15 protein-coding genes are annotated in these 17,299 nt (G+C 59.8%); 9 read left to right on the top strand and 6 right to left on the bottom strand.

What is annotated here, in order from left to right; translation table 11 throughout:
* The first annotated feature begins 81 nt into the window (after positions 1-81).
* From fdrA to AC2T6E_RS15085, 6 genes are all read left to right on the top strand, one after another.
* Positions 82-1,623, top strand: a complete 1,542-nt coding sequence (gene fdrA, locus AC2T6E_RS15110; RefSeq protein ID WP_486692379.1) for an acyl-CoA synthetase FdrA — start codon at positions 82-84, stop codon at positions 1,621-1,623.
* Entirely contained in the window at positions 1,623-3,038 is a 1,416-nt protein-coding gene (locus AC2T6E_RS15105) for a YlbE family protein (protein ID WP_486692377.1), read from the top strand. The genes fdrA and AC2T6E_RS15105 overlap by 1 nt, the downstream gene beginning before the upstream one ends.
* Before the next feature lie 11 nt (positions 3,039-3,049).
* Positions 3,050-4,630 (top strand): xanthine permease, encoded by a 1,581-nt coding sequence (locus AC2T6E_RS15100; protein ID WP_486692375.1) that lies wholly within the window; start codon positions 3,050-3,052, stop codon positions 4,628-4,630.
* Positions 4,627-5,583: a carbamate kinase family protein gene (locus AC2T6E_RS15095; protein ID WP_253178953.1), complete on the top strand. Its 957-nt coding sequence runs from the start codon at positions 4,627-4,629 to the stop codon at positions 5,581-5,583. Before AC2T6E_RS15100 ends, AC2T6E_RS15095 begins: the two co-directional genes overlap by 4 nt.
* 1 nt (position 5,584) lies before the next feature.
* Complete coding sequence (locus AC2T6E_RS15090) at positions 5,585-6,964, top strand: amidohydrolase family protein (protein WP_447854691.1); 1,380 nt, start codon at positions 5,585-5,587, stop codon at positions 6,962-6,964.
* 125 nt (positions 6,965-7,089) lie between these two features.
* On the top strand, positions 7,090-7,824 hold the full coding sequence (locus AC2T6E_RS15085) for a class I SAM-dependent methyltransferase (protein ID WP_120159310.1): 735 nt from the start codon (positions 7,090-7,092) through the stop codon (positions 7,822-7,824).
* Here the strand turns inward: AC2T6E_RS15085 and AC2T6E_RS15080 are convergent.
* Entirely contained in the window at positions 7,818-8,420 is a 603-nt protein-coding gene (locus tag AC2T6E_RS15080) for a short chain dehydrogenase (protein WP_486692372.1), read from the bottom strand. The genes AC2T6E_RS15085 and AC2T6E_RS15080 overlap by 7 nt on opposite strands.
* A 97-nt stretch (positions 8,421-8,517) precedes the next feature.
* On the opposite strand from AC2T6E_RS15080, the gene AC2T6E_RS15075 reads away from it, so the two are divergent.
* Together AC2T6E_RS15075 and AC2T6E_RS15070 are read left to right on the top strand one after the other, a co-directional pair.
* Positions 8,518-9,405: a LysR family transcriptional regulator gene (locus tag AC2T6E_RS15075; protein ID WP_042715351.1), complete on the top strand. Its 888-nt coding sequence runs from the start codon at positions 8,518-8,520 to the stop codon at positions 9,403-9,405.
* A 19-nt stretch (positions 9,406-9,424) separates the two neighbouring features.
* Positions 9,425-10,606, top strand: a complete 1,182-nt coding sequence (locus AC2T6E_RS15070) for an aminotransferase-like domain-containing protein (RefSeq protein WP_212474289.1) — start codon at positions 9,425-9,427, stop codon at positions 10,604-10,606.
* A 54-nt stretch (positions 10,607-10,660) separates the two neighbouring features.
* Here AC2T6E_RS15070 and AC2T6E_RS15065 read toward each other — a convergent pair whose 3' ends face one another.
* A complete protein-coding gene (locus tag AC2T6E_RS15065) occupies positions 10,661-11,080 on the bottom strand; it encodes a nuclear transport factor 2 family protein (protein WP_148400974.1) in 420 nt (139 codons plus the stop codon).
* A 97-nt stretch (positions 11,081-11,177) separates the two neighbouring features.
* Here AC2T6E_RS15065 and AC2T6E_RS15060 point away from each other — a divergent pair, with 97 nt between their 5' ends.
* Positions 11,178-11,909, top strand: coding sequence for a helix-turn-helix domain-containing protein (locus AC2T6E_RS15060; protein WP_108416439.1), 732 nt, complete (start codon positions 11,178-11,180; stop codon positions 11,907-11,909).
* On the opposite strand, the gene nudI is transcribed toward AC2T6E_RS15060, so the two are convergent.
* From nudI to AC2T6E_RS15040, 4 genes are all read right to left on the bottom strand, one after another.
* On the bottom strand, positions 11,881-12,306 hold the full coding sequence (gene nudI / locus AC2T6E_RS15055; RefSeq protein ID WP_108416440.1) for a nucleoside triphosphatase NudI: 426 nt from the start codon (positions 12,304-12,306) through the stop codon (positions 11,881-11,883). The two genes, AC2T6E_RS15060 and nudI, sit on opposite strands and share 29 nt — an antisense overlap.
* A gap of 209 nt (positions 12,307-12,515) precedes the next feature.
* Entirely contained in the window at positions 12,516-13,685 is a 1,170-nt protein-coding gene (locus AC2T6E_RS15050; RefSeq protein ID WP_174341028.1) for a beta-barrel domain-containing protein, read from the bottom strand.
* A gap of 10 nt (positions 13,686-13,695) precedes the next feature.
* Positions 13,696-15,888: a type I secretion system permease/ATPase gene (locus AC2T6E_RS15045; RefSeq protein WP_486692368.1), complete on the bottom strand. Its 2,193-nt coding sequence runs from the start codon at positions 15,886-15,888 to the stop codon at positions 13,696-13,698.
* Positions 15,885-17,288, bottom strand: coding sequence for a TolC family outer membrane protein (locus tag AC2T6E_RS15040; protein ID WP_486692366.1), 1,404 nt, complete (start codon positions 17,286-17,288; stop codon positions 15,885-15,887). Before AC2T6E_RS15040 ends, AC2T6E_RS15045 begins: the two co-directional genes overlap by 4 nt.
* Positions 17,289-17,299: the final 11 nt, after the last annotated feature.

Below are 17,299 nucleotides of genomic sequence, written 5' to 3'. Positions count from 1 at the left end.
GCCGTTAATTCAAAAGTATTTTTAACCGACGTGCATTTTGCACGACGGCGGCCCCCTTTTATCCGCTTTCAGGAGAAAATAATGCCAACGAAAATCGTGATTAAAAAGAATACGTATTTCGACTCCGTATCATTAATGTCCGTTTCCACCAAAGCCAATAAATTACCGGGCGTCGAGCAGGCGTTTGTGGCCATGGCAACGGAAATGAACAAAGGCGTATTAAAAAACCTCGGGCTATTAACGCCGGAATTAACCGAAGCCAAAAACGGCGACCTGATGATCGTGATTAAAGGCGACGCGGCGAATGATGAAACGCTGGCGGCTATCGAAGCGCTGTTCACGCGTAAAGAGAGCGCAGGATCCCATGAAGCGCGCTACGCGACGATTGCCAGCGCCAAAACCCATCGTCCTGACGCAAACCTTGCGGTAATTTCCGTCAACGGTACTTTCGCCGCCCGCGAAGCGCGGCAGGCGCTGGAAAACGATCTTAACGTAATGCTCTTTTCCGATAACGTGTCGCTCGACGACGAGCTGGCGCTGAAGCAGCTGGCGCACCAGAAAGGGCTGCTGATGATGGGGCCGGACTGCGGCACCGCCATCATCAACGGCGCGGGACTGTGCTTTGCTAACGCGGTGCGTCGCGGCTCGATTGGCATCGTCGGCGCTTCCGGCACCGGCAGCCAGGAGCTGAGCGTGCGTATTCACGAATTCGGCGGCGGCGTGTCGCAGCTGATTGGCACCGGCGGGCGCGATCTCAGCGAGAAAATTGGCGGCCTGATGATGCTCGACGCCATCGACATGCTGGAAGCCGACGAGGGCACCCAGGTGATTGCACTCATCTCCAAGCCACCGGCCCCTGCGGTGGCGGAGAAAGTGCTGGCTCGCGCCCGCGCCTGCCGCAAGCCTGTGGTTGTTTGCTTCCTCGGCCGCAGCGAACCGCCTGCCGATGAAGATGGCCTGCAGTTTGCCCGCGGCACCAAAGAGGCGGCCCTGAAGGCGGTCCTGCTTACCGGCATCAAAAAAGAGTCCCTGGACCTGCATCCGCTCAACTGGCCATTGATTGAAGAGGTGCGCGCCCGCCTGACCCCGCAGCAGAAGTACATTCGCGGCCTGTTCTGCGGCGGCACCCTGTGCGACGAGGCGATGTTCGCGGCGCTTGCGAAATTCGACGACGTCTACAGCAACATCCAGCCGGATCCGGCTAAGCGCCTGGGCGACATCAGCGTCAGTAAAGCCCACACCTTCCTCGACTTTGGCGACGACGACTTCACCAACGGCAAGCCGCACCCGATGATCGACCCGGCCAACCGCATCAGCCGTCTGCTACAGGAGGCGCGGGATCCCGAAGTGGGGGTGATCGTGATGGACTTCGTGCTCGGCTTCGGATCGCACGAGGATCCGGTCGGCGTGATGATCGAGGCGATCAAAGAGGCGCAGGCGATCGCGAAGGCCGACAACCGTCCGCTGGCGATCCTCGGCTACGTGCTCGGCACCGACCAGGATACGCCGTCACTGACCCAGCAGTGCCAGCTCCTGACCGATGCGGGCGTGATCTGGGCCAGCAGCAGTACCAATACCGGATTACTGGCACGTGAATTTGTCTGCAAAGGGGAGAACGCCTGATGACCACCTTATTTAACCAGCCGCTGAACGTCATTAATGTCGGTATTGCCATGTTCAGTGACGACCTGAAAAAGCAGCACGTCCCGGTCACCCATCTCGACTGGACCCCGCCGGGGCAGGGCAATATGCAGGTCGTTGAAGCGCTCGACCAGCTGGCGGAAAAACCGCTGGCGGAGAAAATTGCCGCCGCCAACAAGATTGCGCTGGAGCGCATTATTCAGTCCCACCCGGTGCTGGTGGGCTTTGATCAGGCGATCAACGTCGTGCCGGGGATGACCCGCACCACCATCCTGCACGCGGGCCCGCCTGTCGCCTGGGAAAACATGTGCGGGGCGATGAAAGGGGCGGTCACCGGGGCGCTGGTGTTTGAAGGGCTGGCCACCGATCTGGAGGACGCGGCGCGACTGGCGGCCTCTGGCGATATCACCTTCTCCCCCTGCCACGAGCACGACTGTGTGGGTTCGATGGCGGGCGTCACCTCGGCATCAATGTTTATGCACATCGTCGAGAACAAAACCTACGGCAACCGCGCCTTCACCAACCTCAGCGAGCAGATGGCGAAGATCCTGCGCATGGGCGCCAACGACCAGAGCGTGATCGACCGTCTGAACTGGATGCGCGACGTTCTCGGCCCGATGCTGCGCGACGCGATGAAGATCATCGGCGAGATCGACCTGCGCCTGATGATGGCCCAGGCACTGCACATGGGCGACGAGTGCCACAACCGCAACAACGCAGGCACCACGCTGCTGATTCAGGCGCTAACGCCGGGGCTGATTCAGGCGGGCTATCCAGTGGCGCAGCAGCGCGAGGTGTTTGAGTTTGTCGCCAGCAGCGACTACTTCTCCGGCCCGACGTGGATGGCAATGTGTAAAGCCGCGCTGGATGCCGCCCACGGTATCGAGTACAGCACCGTGGTGACGACTATGGCGCGTAACGGCTACGAGTTTGGCTTGCGTATTTCCGGCCTGCCGGGGCAGTGGTTCACCGGCCCGGCGCAGCAGGTGATTGGCCCGATGTTTGCGGGCTATAAGCCGGAAGACTCCGGGCTGGATATCGGCGACAGCGCCATCACCGAAACCTACGGCATCGGCGGCTTTGCCATGGCGACGGCGCCAGCGATTGTGGCCCTGGTGGGCGGCACGGTGGAGGAAGCCATCGACTTCTCGCGTCAGATGCGTGAAATCACCCTCGGCGAAAACCCGAACGTCACCATTCCGCTGCTCTCGTTTATGGGCATTCCGACCGCCATCGATATCACCAAAGTCGCGGGCAGCGGCATTCTGCCGGTGATCAACACCGCCATTGCCCACAAAGACGCGGGCATCGGCATGATTGGGGCGGGCATCGTTCACCCGCCGTTTAGCTGTTTTGAAAAGGCGCTGTTGACCTTCCGCGATCGCTACTTCTTATAAGGTAAGCATCCATGAAAAGCATGAAACTGGAGTGGAAAAGAGGTGACTGGGCGGCGTACTTCGGGTTGATGACCAACAACCTGACGAACCTGCTGACCATGATGGGGCTGCTCATTTTCGTCGTCGGCATCCCGAAGGAGATTGTTTATGGACGCATCGCGCCGGCCTTCGGGCTGGCGGTGCTGGTCGCAAGTATTTGCTACGCCTGGTTCGGCATGCAGATGGCGCGCGCCACCGGGCGAACGGACGTCACCGCGCTGCCGTCCGGCCCCAGCGCGCCGTCAATTTTTACCGTGACCTTCCTGGTGCTGATGCCGGTGTATCAGCAAACGGGCGATGCGGAGTTCGCCATTCAGATTGGCCTAGTGTGGTGTTTCGTAGAAGCGATGATCCTCGCGGGCGGTTCGTTTTTAGGGGAAACCATCCGCAAGATGATCCCGCGCACCGTGCTGCTGTCGTGCCTCTCCGGTTTGGGCCTGCTGCTGCTGGCGATGAACCCGATGCTGCAGGCGTTCGAAGCGCCGACTGTGTCGTTTATCGTGCTGCTGCTCATCTTTATTAACTGGTTCGGTAAAAAGCCCATTTTCGCCAAAATCCCGACCGGTCTGCTGTTGCTGGTTGCCGGAACGGCGCTAGCGTGGCTCTCGGGTCTGCAAAGCCCGGAAGCGATTAAAGCGTCCATGTCATCGTTCGGCTTTAACCCGCCGCAGGTGCACGTAGAAGGCTTCCTGCAGGGCCTGCCGCACGCGCTGCCGTATCTGGCATCGGCCGTTCCGCTGGGGCTGGCGAACTACATCTTTGACCTCGAGAACATCGAAAGCGCCCACGCGGCAGGGGATGAATACCCGACCCGCAAGGTGATGCTGGCGAACGGCCTGGCCTCCATGCTCGGATGCCTGATGGGGAACCCGTTCCCGGTCACGGTCTACGTCGGTCATCCCGGCTGGAAAGCGATGGGGGCCAGCATCGGCTACACGCTGGCCTCGGGCGTGACCATGTTCATCGTGCCGCTGTTCGGGCTGGGGGCGTTTATGCTCGCCATCATACCGATGACCGCCATCGTGCCGATTCTGGTGTTTATCGGCGTCGTGACGGCCAACCAGGTGGTGAGGGAAACGCCCAAAGTGGAGGTGCCCGTCATCTTCATCTGCCTGTTCCCGTGGATCGCCAACTGGGCGCTGACCATGATGAACAGCGTGATGAGCGCCGCAGGCACCAGCGCGGGGAAAATCGGCACCGACGTGCTGCACAGCAAAGGGATCTACTACGAAGGGCTGATGCATCTCGGTAACGGCGCACCGCTCGCCAGCATGCTGTGGGGCTGTATCGCCATCTTTGCCATCATCAACAAACCGCTGCGCGGGGCTGTCGCCGCTGCGGGTGGGGCGCTGCTGGCGCTGTTTGGGGTGATCCATGCCCCGGTGGTGGGATTTGCCGAAGGCAGTTCGCTGATGTTCGTCACCGCGTATCTGATGATGGGCGGCATGTTTGTGGTGAAGCATGTGCTGGATATCTCTGTTAATCCCCCTCTCCCTGTGGGAGAGGGCCGGGGTGAGGGCACCAGAACGCACCTTCTAAAGGAAACAAAATGAAAGAGCTTATGGTCGTCGCCATCGGCGGCAACAGCATTATCAAAGACAACGCCAGCCAGTCGGTTGAACATCAGGCGCAGGCGGTGAAAGCGGTGGCCGAGTCGGTGCTGGAGATGCTGGCCTCCGACTATGACATCGTGCTCACCCACGGTAACGGCCCGCAGGTGGGGCTGGATCTGCGCCGCGCCGAAATCGCCCACGAGCGGGAAGGGCTGCCGCTGACCCCGCTGGCAAACTGCGTGGCGGATACGCAGGGCGGCATCGGTTACCTGATCCAGCAGGCGCTAAACAACCGGCTTGCCGCGCGCGGCGAGCAAAAAGCGGTCACGGTCGTCACGCAGGTAGAGGTGGATAAAAACGATCCCGGCTTTACGCACCCGACGAAACCGATCGGTGCGTTTTTCAGCGAGACACAGCGCGACGAGCTGCAGAGCGCGCACCCGGACTGGCATTTTGTTGAGGACTCCGGCCGGGGCTACCGTCGCGTGGTGGCTTCACCCCAGCCGCTGCGCATCGTTGAGGCAGACGCCATCAAAACGCTGACGCAAAAAGGCTTTGTGGTGATCGGCGCGGGCGGCGGGGGGATCCCCGTTGTTCGCAGTGAGCAGGGGGAGTATCAGAGCGTCGACGCGGTGATTGATAAAGATCTCTCCACCGCGCTGCTGGCGCGCGAGATCCGCGCCGACGTGCTGGTGATCACCACCGGGGTCGAAAAAGTGTGCGTCAACTTCGGCAAGCCAAACCAGCAGGCGCTGGACGCTGTTAACGTGGCGCAGATGGCGCGCTACATGGAAGAGGGCCACTTCCCGGCGGGCAGCATGCTGCCCAAAATCGTCGCCTCGCTGGAGTTTTTACACCACGGCGGCAAGCGCGTGATTATCACCTCGCCGGACTGCCTGCCCGCGGCGCTGCGCGGGGAAACCGGTACCCATATTGTTAATGAAGGAAGATAAGATGAGTGAAAACAAAAGCCGCCGCGAGTTTATTAGCCAGAGCGGCAAAATGGTTACCGCCTGCGCGCTGTTTGGCGCCACCGGCTCCGTCGCGTATGCTGCGGATACCGCAAAGCCAACCTGCGAGACCGGCAAACCGATGAGCATCACCGCAAAACATTACTACCTCGACAACGTGCTGCTCGAAGCCGGGTTTAACGTTGACGGCAGCGTGGCGACAAGCACCCGCACCGAGTTGAAAACGCTGGAGATTAACGACGGGAAGATCGTCGCCCTGCGCGACAATAAAAGCCATGCCGACGCCACGCTGCCGCACTATGACGCGGGCGGCAAGCTGATGCTCCCGGCGATGCGCGACATGCACATCCACCTGGATAAAACCTTTTACGGCGGCCCGTGGCGCTCGCTGAACCGTCCTGCGGGTACCACGATTCAGGACATGATCCGCCTGGAACAAAAAATGCTGCCGGAGCTGCAGCCCTACACCCAGGAGCGCGCGGAAAAGCTGATCGACCTGATCCAGTCGAAAGGCTCTACCATCGCCCGCAGCCACTGCAATATTGAGCCGGTTTCCGGCCTGAAAAACCTGGAAAATCTGCAGGCAGTGCTGGCGCGCCGCAAAGCGGGTTTTGACTGCGAAATCGTTGCCTTCCCGCAGCATGGGCTGCTGCTGTCGAATTCTGAAAAGCTGATGCGCGAGGCGATGCAGGCCGGGGCGCACTACGTAGGCGGGCTGGACCCGACTAACGTTGACGGTGCGATGGAGAAATCTCTCGATCTGATGTTCCAGATCGCGCTGGACTACGACAAAGGGGTGGATATTCACCTGCACGAAACCAGCCCGGCGGGCGTGGCGGCGGTGAACTACATGGTCGAAACCGTGGAGAAAACGCCGGAGCTGAAGGGCAAACTGACCATCAGCCACGCCTTCGCGCTGGCGACGCTCAACGAGCAGCAGGTGGATGAGATCGCCACCCGCATGGCGGCGCAGCAGGTGACCATCGCCTCCACCGTGCCGATTGGCACCCTGCATATGCCGCTGAAGCAGCTGCGCGAGAAGGGCGTGTTTGTGATGACGGGGACCGACAGCGTGATCGACCACTGGTCGCCCTACGGTCTGGGGGACATGCTGGAAAAAGCGAATCTTTATGCGCAACTCTACATCCGCCCGAACGAGCAGACGCTCTCCCGCGCGCTCGGTATCGCCACCGGCGACGTGCTGCCGCTGAACGACAAAGGCGAGCGCGTGTGGCCGAAAGCGCAGGACGACGCCAGCTTTGTGCTGGTGGATGCCTCCTGTTCCGCCGAGGCCGTGGCGCGCATTTCACCGCGTACCGCGACGTTCCACAAGGGCAACCTCGTCTGGGGCTCGGTGGGCTAATGTGGTGCCGGGTGGCGCTGCGCTTACCCGGCCTACGGTTCGGAGATTTTGTAGGTCGGGTAAGGCGAAGCCGCCACCCGACAATGCAGTATACTGCTATGCACATTCTTTAAGAGGGATCTGCCATGGCACAAAACATCTACGACAACCCGGCATTTTTCGAAGGCTACGCCCAGCTTCCGCGCTCGGTTCAGGGCCTCGACGGTGCGCCGGAGTGGCCCGCGCTTAAGGCCATGCTGCCGGATTTAACCGGCAAATCGGTTGTCGATCTCGGCTGCGGCTACGGCTGGTTTTGCCGCGCGGCGCGTGACCTGGGCGCTGCTGACGTCACGGGCGTTGATATCTCCGAAAAGATGCTCGCCCGCGCTGGGGAGCTTACCGCTGATCCACAGATTCACTATCAGCGTAGCGATATGGAATCACTCGAGCTCAACGAGAACAGCCTCGATCTGGTCTATAGCTCGCTGGCGCTGCACTACCTGCCGGAGCTGGATACCCTGTTTGCGAAGGTTCAGCGCGCGCTTAAGCCCGGCGGCAGCCTGGTTTTTTCCATGGAGCACCCCATTTACACCTGCGCCACCCGTCAAGGCTGGCTGACCGACGACAGTGGCGAGCGGTTCTGGGGCGTGAACCATTATCAGGAAGAAGGCAAGCGCGTCAGCAACTGGCTGGCGGACGGCGTCATCAAGTATCACCGCACGCTGGGCACCACGCTTAACGCGCTGATCGGGGCCGGGTTAACGGTAAGCGAGGTCAACGAGTGGGGGCCAACGCAGGCGCAGATTGACGCCTGGCCCGCGCTGGCCGAAGAGGCAGAGCGCCCGATGCTGGTGCTGATCGCCGCCCGTAAGGCTCAGTAACCCACCTTATACACGCGTCCGCTCTGCACGCCTTCCACGCTGCGACGGTAGGCCTGCGCCACGGTCGCGGCGGGAACGCTCTCAAAGCCCGGGAAGAAGCCGTCGTACGCTTCGACGGATTCGGTGAGTACCGTCGGGCTAATCAGGTTGATGCGGATCCTGCGCGGCAGCTCACAGGCTGCAGCGCGCACAAACCCTTCCAGCGCCGCATTGACCGTGGTGGCATTCACCCCCTGCGCAATCGGCTCGTGCGCCACAATCCCGCTTATCAGCGTAATCGAGCCGCCTTCGTTCAGGTAGTGCTGGCCGGTCAGCGCCAGGCGAACCTGCCCCAAAAGCTTATCCTGCAATCCCCGGTTGAAATCGCTGTCCTTCATGGTCGCGAGGGGGCCAAAGTGAAGGCTGCCGCTGGCGGAGACAATCGCGTCCACCGGACCGATTTTCTCAAACAGCGCCTGAACGCTCGCCTGCGAGGTGATATCCACCTGATAGTCGCCCTGCGTGCGGCCCACGCGGATGACTTCGTGACGACGACTCAGCTCTTCCGCTACTGCACGACCGACCGTACCGCTGGCACCAATAATGACGATTTTCATAGCAGACTCCTTATGTTGTGAGACTTCATTCTTTAATAAATAAAAAGTCAGATAAACTGGGCTAACGTTAGAAGATTGCTAACCAGAGGTTCGGAATATGGATAAGCTTCGCGGTATGGAGACGTTTATTGCGGTGGTGGAAAGCGGTAGCTTTACTGGTGCTGCATCACGTCTGGAGATGTCGGCGGTGATGGTGGGGAAGTATATTGCCCTGCTGGAAACCCAGCTCGGCACGCGACTGCTGGAGCGCAACACGCGCCGTCAAAGCCTGACCGACGCCGGGCGCGTCTATTTCGAGGAGGCGAAGCGGGTGCTGGAGCAGGTCTCCATTGCTGAAAATGCAGTCGAGCGGCTGCGTGCTGCGCCTGCCGGAACGTTGCGCGTCACGGCACCGACGTCGTTTGGTGGCTGCGTGATTGCACCGCTCACCGCCACCTATTTACAGCGGTATCCGGAGGTGCGTGTGGAGCTGGATCTCACCAACCGGATGGTCGATCTGGTGGATGAAGGGGTCGATCTGGCCATTCGCATTGGCGACATTCAAAACGACGATCTGGTAGCGAAGTACCTCTGCCCTTACCGGATGGTGATCTGCGCCGCGCCGGACTATTTAGCGCGCTACGGCACGCCACAGACGCCCGCCGATCTGGTGAATCATCTGTGTCTATCGCACACGGTGTGGACCGCCCGTAACGAGTGGCGGCTACCGGGCATGGAAGGAGAAGTGCGCTGGAAGCGCGATGCGATCTTAAGATGCAACGATGGCTATGGATTACGCATGGCGGCGCGGGCAGGTGCAGGATTACTGCTGCAACCGGAGGTGCTGGTGGCGGAAGAGCTGGCAAGCGGCAGGCTGGTGCGGGTGCTGGAGCAGTACACGCCCGCGCCGAGGCCGGTGCATTTATTGTGGCGTCAGGATTTACGTCAACTGCCTAAGCTTACGGAATTTATCGCCCATATTCTGCTAAGATTGGGCACAATATAAAAAAGAAGGTAATCAAAGAATGTCTGCAAACAAACTCGCCAACAGCGCGCAGGGCCTGCAATCCTCTGCCATCCGTGAATTATTAAAACATAGCAAAATGGCAGGGGTGATTTCGCTGGGCGGTGGTATTCCTAATCCCGATCTGTTCGATCACGATGGGCTTAAAATTGCTGCCGATTCCGTCTTATCGCAGCATTTTGGCGAGGCGTTCCAGTACGGTCTGACGGAAGGCGTCCCGGGGCTGCGCGAGGAAATTAAACGCATCTGCGAGGGGCGCGGTATTGCCTGTAAGGCCGATGATGTCGTTATTACTTCCGGCTCGCAGCAATCACTTGACGTGCTGGCGCGTGCGTTAATCAACCCGGGTGACACCGTTGTCGTTGAGCGTCCAACCTATCTCGCCGCGCTGCAGGTCTTCGGCCTGGCGCAGGCCAACTTTGAATCCGTCGGCACCGACGGCGACGGTATGAAGGTGGATGAGCTTGAAGCGCTGGTGGCAAAGAAAGCCATCAAAGCGGTCTACATCGTTCCAACCTTTGGTAACCCCGGCGGCGTGACGCTTTCCGAAGCGCGCCGTAAACAGCTGGTGGAATTATCAAAACGTTATGATTTCGTGATTATCGAAGACGACCCGTACAGCGAAATTAATTACACCGACGAAGTGTTCCGCCCGTTGATAGCTCACGCCAAAGATATCGGCAATGAAGAGAACGTGGTGTACACCTCCACCTTCTCTAAAATCCTCGCACCGGGAACCCGCGTGGGCTGGGTGCTGGTCCCCGAGTGGCTGAAACGTGCGGTGGTTAATCTGAAGCAAACCACCGATCTGCACACCAGCACGCTGTCACAGCTGATGACCTATGAGTACCTGAAAACCGGTCGTCTGGCGGGGCAGATTAAGATGATCCGCGAAGCCTATCGCCAGAAATACCAGACGTTTGCCACTGAGCTGGAGGCCGAGCTGGGCGATGTGATGTCGTTCCACAAGCCGAAGGGCGGCATGTTCCTGTGGGCGAAAATGAACAACGGCATGAACACCACGCGCTGGCTGGAGAAGACGTTAAGCAACGGCGTGGTGTTTGTACCGGGTGAGTTCTTCTACTGCAACGAACCTGACCAGACAACGCTGCGTATGTCGTTTGTGACGCCAACGGATGAACAGCTGATAGAAGCGGTTCGACGTTTGAAAATCTCGCTGTAAGAGGGGGCGCATAACGGCAAATGCTGTTATGCGCCGTTCGCGTTTAGGGTGAGCTTAATGCGTGGCGTGGGCGAGCGCGCGGTCTGATGCCTCTCCGCCAATCACCAGCGTGACCTCATGGATACGACAGATTTTTCCTTCTCGCAGTGCGGCAAACATATACACCTCAATCTCTGCCTGCCGACCATCCGGATACGTTACGGTAACCCAGTGCCGGTCTGCCAAAAGACCATCGTGACAGGTGAACTCCTCTACCCTGAATGCTATCTCGCGGATCTGCGATCGAACGTGGTTCAGGTGCCGAACAAAACCCTGATAATCAAGCGCGTGACCGTCCGTAAATTGCTGGTAATCGGGCGTAAAAAGCTCTGCCGGATCGACGTCGCCTTTGAATAAGTTGGTTAACAGGCTAGCCATTTCCTTGCGCTGCACGGTGTTGTCAGGGTGGGCTACCAGGGATGTGATAATGCTCATGCGGGCTCCTCAAATGGTTGAATCATCATTATCCTTGACAGCCGAAGACGTAGTTTCTGTAATGCGTCGATGAATAACGATTTTCGGTCAAAATGATATGATCAGTGTTGAAACGCTCCTTCATCCCGGCGGGTATCGAACGCCCTGGCATAGTCATCGCACCGGCCAGCTGTGGCGCATTGCAACGGGACTGCTGGTCATTGAGACGCAGCAGGCGCGCTCGGTCGTGCCGGCAAAGCATATCGGCTGGATCCCGCCGGGCCAGCAGCACGCCGCCTTCTCTGAAAGCGCGATAGAAGGCTGCGCTATCTATCTGGACCCCGCCTGGTGTGGAATGCTTCCCGATTCGCCCGCGCTGTTCGAGCCCGACGCTCTCACCCATGCACTGTTTAGCCGTTTATGTGGTCCAGAGAGTGAGTACGATCCGCGAAAGCTGACTTTGCTGCTGGATGAGCTTGCCCTGACGCCCCAGGCTCACTTTTCTCTGCCCGTGCCGACGGATCCGCGTCTGAAGAACGTAGTCAGCCATTTGCTGCAGTTTGTCGATGATAATCAGACGGTCGAGAGTCATGCCAGCCATGTCGGGATGAGCGTGCGTACGTTTAACCGTCGGTTTAGTGCCCAGACCGGAATGAACTTCGTTAACTGGCGGCAGCTGGCACGCGTCATGCGGGCAATGGAGTGGCTGGCGGCGGGGAAGCCGGTAGGGTGGATTGCGCTGTCCTGCGGCTACAGCAGCGTCAGCGCATTTATTGAGGTTTTCAGAGCATGGACCGGTAAAACGCCGGGGCAGTGGGCAATTAAAGAAGGCCCTTTTGGGCGAAGGTAATGCGCGTGGCTTCGTTGAGATCCAGCTGTTTTAACGATTCCGGATTAACCCAGGCGATCTCCTGAAACTCTTCGTTGAAGGTCACCTCACGGTTGGCGCTGATGCAGTCGAAGATCAGGTAAATCATATAAATTTCTTCCGTGGTGCCGTCAGCGTAGGTTTTCACCCGAGTGTCATCGCGAAATGCCCACGGTTTTACCTCGGTAATCTCCAGCGCGTCGCCAAGCTCTTCGCGGATCTCACGGCGCAGCGCCTGTTCCATCGTTTCACCCGGCTCCATCCCTCCACCGGACAGCGCCCACTGGCCGGGAAATACGCCGCGATCGTCGGCCATTTTGCACAGCAGATAGGCCCCGTCGTTCTGAATGATGGGGCAGACAATGGTACGTTGGCGCATGGTTTCTTCCTGAAAAATGAGTTTGGGCTACTTTAGCAGATTGGGGGGGAGGTTATGTTAGGGGTGTTCGATTCTCATTCCTTGGTTTTCTGCGTTTTGTGATGCCCTCACCCCAGCCCTCTCCCACAGGGAGAGGGAGAAAATCATAGCGAATTTTCACTCTATGCGGATGTAGGCCGGGTAAGGCGGAGCCGCCACCCGGCGATTGACTACCGCTCCCTCAGCGCCTCTTTCGCCCGGTTAAACGGCTTGATCATATAATCCAGCACCGTTTTCTCTCCGGTCTTAATGTCCACCGTCGCAATCATCCCCGGCACAATCGAGAAGTGCCTGCCCGCCTTATTCACCAGGTAATCCTGGCTGGTGCGGATAAATACCCGGTAATAAAACACTTCCGGCTTCGCTTCGTCCTGGATGGTATCCGGTGAAATGGTCTCCACCACGCCATGCAGCCCGCCGTAAATCGCGTAATCGTAGGCGGTGATTTTGACCAGCGCTTCCTGATTAGGGTGGATAAAGGCGATATCGCGCGGCGACAGGCGGGTTTCAATCAGCAGGTGATCGTCCACCGGCACGATCTCCATCAGCTCGCCGTTGGGCGGGATCACGCCGCCGATGGTGGTCACTTTGATGTTTTTCACAATGCCGCGCACCGGGGATTTCACCGTCAGACGCGTCACCGAATCTTCACGCCCTTTGAGAATGGCGGAAACCATATCCACCTCCGCGTTGGCCTTGGATAACGCCTCGCGCGCCTGAACGTAATACTGCGAGCGCACGTCGGTCAGCTTGAGTTCCAGATCGCTTTTCTGCCGCTGCAGACGCAGCACTTCCACGTGGCTGGCGGCACCGGTTTTGACCAGCCGCTGGGTGATCGCCAGCTCTTTATTGGCGAGATCTAACGCCGAGCGCAGTTCCCGCTGGGTATCTTCAAGCTGTGCGCGACGTGAGTTATACAGGCGCGTTTCAGCCCCGATCAGATCCGTCCATTTCGCCAGCGAAGGCGGGAATTTCAGCGGCAGATCGTTCACTTCGGCATACAACCGGACGCTGGAGGCGAGTGATGCCCGGTAGCGTGCCGCGCTTTCGCCGACGTTCGATTCCGATCGCGTCGGATCGAGCCGCGCCAGTACCTGTCCTGCCTGAACCTGATCCCCTTCGTGCACGTTCAGTTCCGTCAGGATCCCGCCGTCGAGCGACTGTAAAACCTGTTCGCGCGAGCTGGGGATCACTTTGCCGGTCCCGGTGGAAACTTCATCCAGAATGCCGTACCACGCCCAGACGCCAAGCACCACAAACAGCAGCAGAGAGAAGATGACAATCCGCCGCGCGCCGGTGTAGCCGCTTTCGGAGTCGAGGGCGTTATCCAGATCGTCCATTGCGGCAACGTCACGCTGACTGATTTTCATTTTTCCACTCCCGTCCGGTTGCCTGCTGCTGTTGCTGCATGCGGCTGTTGCTCAGGGCCTGCGCTTTTGGCGCATCCATCACCAGCATCCCTTCTTTCAACACTACCACGCGCTCCACCAGCTCCAGCACCGGGACGCGGTGGGTGGCGACAACCAGCGTACGATTGCCAAGCCAGGCGGTGAGGCGCTGGATAAATTCCCGCTCGGTATGCTCGTCAAGCGACGCCGTGGGTTCGTCCATCAGCACGATATTCGGATCGCGCAGAAGCATGCGCGCCAGCAGAATGGACTGCCGCTGCCCGCCGGACAGCCCCACGCCATTCTCCATAATCGGGTAGTCCAGCCCCTTCGGCAGCTTCTGCACAAAGCTCGCCGCGCCGCACATCTCCAGCACTTCAAAAATCTCTTCATCGGTGGCGCGCGGCATACCCAGCGTGATGTTCTCGCGCAGGGTGCCGTAAAACAGCCGCGCGTTCTGGGTCATAAAGCCGACGTTACGCCGCACGTCCGCCACGTCGAGATGGGGCAGGCTGAAGTTGTCGAGCCGCAGCTCGCCGCCCGCCAGATCCATCCCGCCCGCCATCGCCTGCAGCAGGGTGGACTTGCCCGCGCCGTTGCGCCCGAGGATCGCCACTTTCTCGCCAGGTTTGATCTCCAGACGGTTAATGCGCAGCGCCATGCGGGGATCTTCCGGGTGATAGCGGAACTGGGCCTGCTCGAACAGGTAATGGCCGCGCAGCACGTCCTGACGGATCGGCGTCTCTTCGCGCTGGTTTTCGGTGGGCAGCTGCATAATGCTGTCCAGCCCCTCTTTGGCGGCCTTCACCTGTTGCCAGCGGGCCAGCACGCCGCACAGCGTCGCCATCGGAGCGATCATGCGGGAGGCCAGCATCGAGGCGGCGACCACCGAACCGGTGGTGAGCGTCCCGTCGATCACCATCGGTGCGCCGACCACGATGACGCCTGCGTAGACCAGACTTTGAATGGTCATCCCCCAGCTGATCAGGTTCTGCGTCAGCTCGCGGGTGCGCAGACCGGACTCGGCAGTGATCTGGATATAGCTGTTCCACTGCTGCAGGAAGCGGTTTTCCGCCTGCATCAATTTGATGTCCTCCAGCCCCTGCACGCTCTCCACCAGCACCGCGTTGCGCAGGGTGGATTCGTGTGCCGACTGCTTCGCCAGCTCCGCCAGCCGCTTTTGCAGCAGCAGGCCGGGCAGCACCATGATCACCGCCGCGACCGGGGCGATCCACGCCAGCTGCGGCGCGATGATCGCCAGCACCACCACAAACAGGAGGAAGAAAGGCAGGTCAACAATCGTGGAAATGGTAGAGGAGGTGACCATTTCGCGGATCTGCTCCAGCTCGCGCAGCTGGGAGATAAAGCTGCCGGTGGAGCGGGGGATGGCGCTGTTGCGCAGTCGTAGCGCATGGCCAAAGACGCGATCCGACACGCGCAGATCCGAGCGCTTGCCCAGCAGATCCATAATGTGCCCGCGGGCCACGCGCAGCACAAAACCAAACAGCGTGGCGATCAGCACCCCGATAGTCAGAACGTACAGCGTCGGGTAGGACTGAGCCGGGATCACCCGGTCGTAAACCTGCATGGAAAACACGATCCCCGAAAGCGACAGCACGTTGATAAACAGCGCGGCGAGCATGACCCAGCTGTAAGGGCGCAGGTCGCGCATTACCAGCCTGTAGAGCCAGTCCGGGCGATATTTAGAGATATAGGCATCCACCCGGCTGTCCTTCAGGGCGGCCAGGGGACGCAGGGCGATCACGTGGCGGATGGCCGGGAGCATGGCCGTCATCGACAGGCGGTTGGTGTGCGTGTTGTCGTCGAAAAAGCTGACCTCAAGGGTGTCTTCGCCGTCGAAATGTTCAATGACGCCGATTTTCCCCTCGCTCAGCTCCACCACGACGGGCAAGCGCCAGCTATTGATGGACTGCCGATCTGCCGTCAGCAGCTCAAATGACAGTCCGGCCTCGCGCGCAAGCTGGGTGAGGGCAGGCACCATCGGTTTACCTTTCAGCCACGGCGCACCCGCCATCAGCGCGCCGGGTGAACAGGCTACGCGATAACGCGTTGCCACGTAGCCAAACGCCTGCGCCCACTGTTCCAGCGCATCATCCGTCATGTTTTCACCCTGCGGAATATCGCGTTGCTTCATGGCTGGATCTCCACAGTCTGGATGGTGCGGTTATCAAGTTCGAACGCGTGGCGTAAGCGCCCGGTGTTGTACAGGCAGTTGAGCTGAAGCTGATGCAGCTGTCCGGCGGTTTGCTGCTGGGTGAAACGCGCCTGATAAACCTCCTGTTCGGCGTTTAACACGTCGAGCAGCGGACGCGAGCCGAGGTCGAGATACTGCTGTTGATACAGCTCGCGGGTGCGGGCGCTGAGCGCTTCCTGACGCCCCTGAATTTGCAGCGTGGCCATCAGACTCATTACCTGGCTGCGGGCTTCGAGCAGTTTTTGCCGCACATCGAGGCGGGTGCGCTGAATGGTGGACTGCGCCGACTCGACCGCGTGTCCGGCTGCGTTACGTCGGGCGGTCAGGCCGCCCCCCTGATAGAGCGGCATCTGCACTTTTACCCAGGCGGAATACTGGGTGCGATCCCGCGTTTCGTTGCCCGCATAGCGGTCGTTAAGGTAGTGGCGCACTTCCGGCTCAAGCGAAATGGTTGGCGTCATCTGCGCGTTGGCATTGTCAAGGTTGGCCTGCGCGACGTTGGCCTGCGCCCAGGCCGCTAACACGGCGGGCACCAGACGATCGTCCGGCTCGGCGATGTCGCAGCTGCGGGCCAGGCTCTGCGGAAAGTCGTTGCTGACGACGTTCAGGCTGTCCCAGCCCAGAAAACTCATCAGCGTGGCGCGGGCGCTGTTGAGGCTGGCCTGGTACTGCATCAGCTGGGCGCGCGCGCCTTCGATACGGGCATCGGTCTGCACCACGTCAGAGAGTGAGGTGGCCCCTTCGTCATTGCGCAGCTTCGTCAGCTTTCCGATAGAGGAGAGGGCATCAAGCTGCTCTTTGGCGGTGTCTACCATCTGCTGCAAGGTCTGAACCTGCACCATGGCGATGGCGGTATCGTGGGCAATGGTGTCAATGCTGACCAGCACGTTAGCCTGCTGCTGGGCGACGCCCGCGCTTTCGGCGCGCACCTGGCTCGCCACTTTGCCGAAGTCGTAGAGCATTTGCGAGAGGGAGAGCACCAGCGACGGCGTGAAGCCGTTGTCGTCACCGTCGTGGGTATAGCCGTTCTCCATTCCGGCATTGATTTGCGGATAGTATTTCGATTTGGCGACGTCCACGTTTTCGCTCTGCTGGTAGAGTTTACCTACCGCTTCGCTGATGGCCGGGTGCCAGGTGACGGCACGGTTTACGGCTTCGCCCAGCTGCAGCGTGCCGGGCGCAGCTTTCGTGGCCACCGGGGCCACGCGGCCGTTCAAAGAGGGGAGTTCCTGCGTTTCGCTGAGTTGTTCGGCATTGATCGTTCCCGCCGGGTTGGCAGCTAGAGCGGGCACAGATATCAGGCAGCACGAGAGCCACCAGTAAGGCATCTTCTTTCCCATGTCTTGTCCCT

The sequence above is a fragment of the Enterobacter sp. B79-1 genome (genome assembly GCF_057444735.1).
The sequence above is the reverse complement of the archived record's forward strand: the minus strand, read 5'-3'. Positions and strand labels throughout refer to the sequence as shown.

Excerpts from the sequence above, each read along its gene's own strand:
- AC2T6E_RS15070 (WP_212474289.1), top strand. The coding sequence starts at position 9,425 with ATGTCTGCAAACAAACTCGCCAACAGCGCGCAGGGCCTGCAATCCTCT.
- fdrA (WP_486692379.1), top strand. The coding sequence starts at position 82 with ATGCCAACGAAAATCGTGATTAAAAAGAATACGTATTTCGACTCCGTA.
- AC2T6E_RS15050 (WP_174341028.1), bottom strand. The coding sequence starts at position 13,685 with ATGGACGATCTGGATAACGCCCTCGACTCCGAAAGCGGCTACACCGGC.
- nudI (WP_108416440.1), bottom strand. The coding sequence starts at position 12,306 with ATGCGCCAACGTACCATTGTCTGCCCCATCATTCAGAACGACGGGGCC.
- AC2T6E_RS15095 (WP_253178953.1), top strand. The coding sequence starts at position 4,627 with ATGAAAGAGCTTATGGTCGTCGCCATCGGCGGCAACAGCATTATCAAA.
- AC2T6E_RS15045 (WP_486692368.1), bottom strand. The coding sequence starts at position 15,888 with ATGAAGCAACGCGATATTCCGCAGGGTGAAAACATGACGGATGATGCG.
- AC2T6E_RS15040 (WP_486692366.1), bottom strand. The coding sequence starts at position 17,288 with ATGGGAAAGAAGATGCCTTACTGGTGGCTCTCGTGCTGCCTGATATCT.
- AC2T6E_RS15105 (WP_486692377.1), top strand. The coding sequence starts at position 1,623 with ATGACCACCTTATTTAACCAGCCGCTGAACGTCATTAATGTCGGTATT.
- AC2T6E_RS15100 (WP_486692375.1), top strand. The coding sequence starts at position 3,050 with ATGAAAAGCATGAAACTGGAGTGGAAAAGAGGTGACTGGGCGGCGTAC.
- AC2T6E_RS15090 (WP_447854691.1), top strand. The coding sequence starts at position 5,585 with ATGAGTGAAAACAAAAGCCGCCGCGAGTTTATTAGCCAGAGCGGCAAA.
- AC2T6E_RS15075 (WP_042715351.1), top strand. The coding sequence starts at position 8,518 with ATGGATAAGCTTCGCGGTATGGAGACGTTTATTGCGGTGGTGGAAAGC.
- AC2T6E_RS15085 (WP_120159310.1), top strand. The coding sequence starts at position 7,090 with ATGGCACAAAACATCTACGACAACCCGGCATTTTTCGAAGGCTACGCC.
- AC2T6E_RS15065 (WP_148400974.1), bottom strand. The coding sequence starts at position 11,080 with ATGAGCATTATCACATCCCTGGTAGCCCACCCTGACAACACCGTGCAG.
- AC2T6E_RS15060 (WP_108416439.1), top strand. The coding sequence starts at position 11,178 with ATGATCAGTGTTGAAACGCTCCTTCATCCCGGCGGGTATCGAACGCCC.
- AC2T6E_RS15080 (WP_486692372.1), bottom strand. The coding sequence starts at position 8,420 with ATGAAAATCGTCATTATTGGTGCCAGCGGTACGGTCGGTCGTGCAGTA.